The sequence below is a fragment of the Microcystis sp. M53598_WE2 genome (assembly GCF_030067735.1).
Lineage (GTDB): Bacteria > Cyanobacteriota > Cyanobacteriia > Cyanobacteriales > Microcystaceae > Microcystis > Microcystis aeruginosa.
This window is the reverse complement of the sequence record NZ_JASJFE010000266.1, coordinates 1-3828: the sequence shown is the minus strand read 5'-3', so window position 1 is coordinate 3828 and position 3828 is coordinate 1. Positions and strand designations below refer to the sequence as shown.

Below are 3828 nucleotides of genomic sequence, written 5' to 3'. Positions count from 1 at the left end.
CTGAAAATTAGGTAATTGACCCCCTGAAAATGGGTAAACCCCCACACCCCCCACCCCACACCCCACACCCTGCCACCAGGAAAAACTTTTTGCCGCAAACCCTATTTTCCCCCCTGTTGACCCCTGATTTTTGCAGCAGGTTGACTCTCCTGGGGAACTGGTCACGGTTTCCTGATAGGATAAGGTGACTTGGGATTAACTTATGGTGTTGAAAATATGTCTCTAAAACCTTACATTTCTCGCTTATTAGCTTTGGTTCTCGTCCTGGTCATCGGATTGATGGGTTGTTCTAGTAGTTCCGGGTTAACGGGCAATTATGGAAAAGATACCCTGACGGTGATTGAAAGTTTAACCACAGCCCTTGATTTGGTCAAAGATGACCCGAATAAAGCGGCAGTTGAGTCGCAAGCAAAGGAACAAATCAACGATTACATCTCCCTCTACCGACGAGATAAAAAATCCGGGGGTTTGCGTTCTTTCACTACTATGCAAACAGCCTTAAACTCTCTAGCTGGTTATTATACCGCCTACGGTTCCCGTCCTATCCCCGACAAACTCAAACAACGTTTAAAACAAGAATTTAAACAGGTGCAATTCTCTCTCCAGAAAGGAATTTAGATACAGTGATCAGTTATCAGTGATCAGTGATCAGTTATCAGTAGAACTCGACCTAATATTATAAGCTGTACTGAATTTAAACTGCGTATGAGAAATTTTAGTACAAATGCTCGAACTTCCTCTCCCTGCTCCCAACTCCGGCACTCCAGTGCAGTCTTAACGAGTAATTTAGATAGTCAACAGATTGGCGAGATTGTTAAGTGACAGGTATTAGGTGCGAGTAACAGTGCTGTCTTTTCCCTTGACTGATTACTGTCGGCTGAAATGACTCCTGTAAAAATCAGACCAAATCCGGTTAGACTAGAAATACAAAGCGTATTATAAAAAACTACAAAATTGATTCAAGACGAAACCCTAGAATTATTGGAATGGCCGCGGCTATGTCAACACCTAGCTACTTTTGCAGCGACTAAACTCGGTGCGATCGCGATTCGTCAATTGCCCTTACCGGAAAGCAAAGAGGAAAGTTTAAACCTACTCTGCCAAACCAAAGAAGTTTATAGCTTAGAACAAAAATTAGATAGTCGTCTTTCCTTTGATGGGATTAGCGACATCGGCGATGCCCTAGAAAGGGCGCATCTGGGGGGGTTATTATCGGGACAGGAACTTTTAAATATTGCCACGACTTTGGCCGGAGTGCGACGTTTACGGCGTTTAATTGACGAACAGGAAGATATACCAGTTTTAAAAGAGTTAGTAGCGGAAATTCGCACCTATCCAGAGATAGAACAGGAAATACACCGTTGTATCGATGAAGATGGCCGGATATCCGATCGCGCTAGTCCCCAATTACGGGAAATTCGGGGACAAATGAAGGTGATTAAAGAGCGAATTTACCGCAAATTACAGGATATCATGCAAAAACAGGGCGGTGCTATCCAAGAAGCGGTCATTACCCAAAGAAGCGACCGCTGGGTGATTCCCGTCAAAGCAGCACAAAAAGAGCAAATACCGGGGATAATTCACGATACTTCCAGCACAGGAGCGACTTTTTACATTGAACCTCACTCTATCGTTGACCAAGGCAATCAACTGCGGCAATATCGTCGTCAGGAACAAATCGAAGAAGAAAAAATCCTGCGGCAGTTAAGTAATACAATCGCCGAAGCCTTTGAGGACTTAGAATATTTACTAGCGATCGCTACTAGGCTCGATCTGGCCACCGCCAGGGCCCGTTACAGTTTATGGTTAGAGGGTAATCCCCCCCACTTTATCGATGGTTCGGAAACGATTACTTTGCGGAATTTGCGTCATCCTTTGCTCTGGTGGCAAAAACACCACGAACAGGGGGGGGAGGTCGTACCAATAAATGTGCAGATTAGCCCAGAAATTCGCGTTGTTGCCATCACCGGACCAAATACCGGCGGAAAAACCGTTACTTTAAAAACTCTCGGATTAGCGGCTTTAATGGCGAAAGCAGGCCTGTTTATTCCAGCGCGGGAACCGGTAGAGATACCCTGGTTCGATCACGTTTTAGCCGATATCGGGGATGAACAGTCTTTGCAACAGAGTTTATCGACTTTTTCGGGTCACATTCGCCGGATTGTTCGCATTTTAGCGGCTTTAAATTCTCGTTCCTTGGTTTTACTCGATGAGGTGGGGGCAGGTACGGATCCGGCCGAGGGAAGTCCTTTAGCGATCGCTATTTTACAATACCTCGCCGATCATAGTTTACTGACGGTGGCTACCACTCACTACGGAGAATTAAAGGCGTTAAAGTATCGAGATTCTCGCTTTGAAAATGCCTCGGTAGAGTTTGATGATCGCACTCTTTCCCCTACTTATCGACTATTATGGGGCATTCCGGGGCGTTCTAATGCTTTAACTATTGCCCAGCGTTTGGGATTAAGTCCCGAAATTGTGGCCGAAGCGAGAAATCATCTGGGGGGGTTATCGGAGGAGATAAATCAAGTAATTGCTGGTTTGGAAGCGCAAAGACGGGAACAGGAGTCAAAAGCTCAAGAAGCTAGTCAATTACTCCAACAAACGGAGAAATTTTATACAGAAGTTTCCACGCGGGCCAATTCTCTACAGGAGAGAGAGCGAGAATTAAAGCGTTATCAGGAGCAGGAGATACAAAAAGCTTTATTATCGGCAAAAGCAGAGATTAATGAGGTTATTCGCCGATTGCAAGCGGGAACAAAAACTGGTAGAGATGCCCAAAAAGCCACAGAGGAGTTAACTGCGATCGCAGAAAGGTTATTACCAAAAACGGAAAAAACTAAGGTTAATTATCGTCCGCAAGTGGGGGAAAGAGTCCGCTTGCCCAATTTGGGACAAACTGCCGAAGTTTTAGCAATTTCACCGGAATCAGACGAGATTTCCCTGCGTTTCGGTATGATGAAGATGACCCTACCCTTAGATCAGATTGAGTCTTTGGATGGTCAAAAAGTGGAAACTGCGCCAAAACCTGCCAAAAATTTGCCACAAACTCCCACAAAACCCCAGGAGACTCCTTTAATTCGTACTGCTAATAATACTGTCGATATTCGCGGTTCCAGGGTGGCAGAGTCAGAAACGGATATCGAACAGGCGATCACCCGCGCTACCCCATCGGGTATATTATGGATTATTCACGGTAAAGGTACGGGGAAATTGCGTCAAGGTGTTCACGATTTTTTATCCCGTCATCCCCAGATAAAACGCTTTCAATTAGCACCCCAAAATGAGGGAGGTTCGGGGGTAACTATCGCTTATTTAACTTAGGGTCTGCGGCAAAAAGTTTTTTGTCGGGTTAGGAGTCAGCCTTGAATCAGTTATCAGTTATCAGATGTGAGTTTTCAGTTTACTGTTTACTGATCACTGAAAATACTCCCCACTTCCCCACTTCCCCATTCCCCAGGGAGCATCTCATTTTTATACAAGTGAGTAATTATACTTGTCCCTCAAACTGGTTTCTAGTAAGGCTTTCAAAATAGTTTGACATAAAACCTGATTTAGGGGTTACAAAGGTGAGATGCTCCCCTTCCCCACTTCCCCACTTCCCCACTTCCCCACTTCCCCACTTCTCCACTTCTCCACTTCTCCACTTCCCACTCTGCAATAACTACTGGCAGCCAGAAATACGTTGGTTTCCTATCATACTTTGTGTTTTTTGTCAAAAAAACTTTTTTTTTGCAATAAAACTACACAAAAAAAAGATCATCGTTGTGGGTGAAATTGACTCATTTACCTGTCTTAATGAGGATTACCTTCTAGGTGTGGCAAGGG

2 protein-coding genes are annotated in these 3828 nt (G+C 44.6%); both read left to right on the top strand.

The features are described from left to right. Positions 1–216: 216 nt before the first annotated feature. Entirely contained in the window at positions 217–618 is a 402-nt protein-coding gene (psb27, locus tag PX636_RS05610) for a photosystem II protein Psb27 (protein WP_012265509.1), read from the top strand. Positions 619–954: 336 nt separating this feature from the next. Then, complete coding sequence (locus tag PX636_RS05605) at positions 955–3324, top strand: endonuclease MutS2 (RefSeq protein WP_002796761.1); 2370 nt, start codon at positions 955–957, stop codon at positions 3322–3324. The last annotated feature ends 504 nt before the right edge of the window (positions 3325–3828 follow it).

Bases quoted from the DNA above. Each gene is read 5' to 3' on its own strand.
- psb27 (WP_012265509.1), top strand. From the start codon at position 217: ATGTCTCTAAAACCTTACATTTCTCGCTTATTAGCTTTGGTTCTCGTC.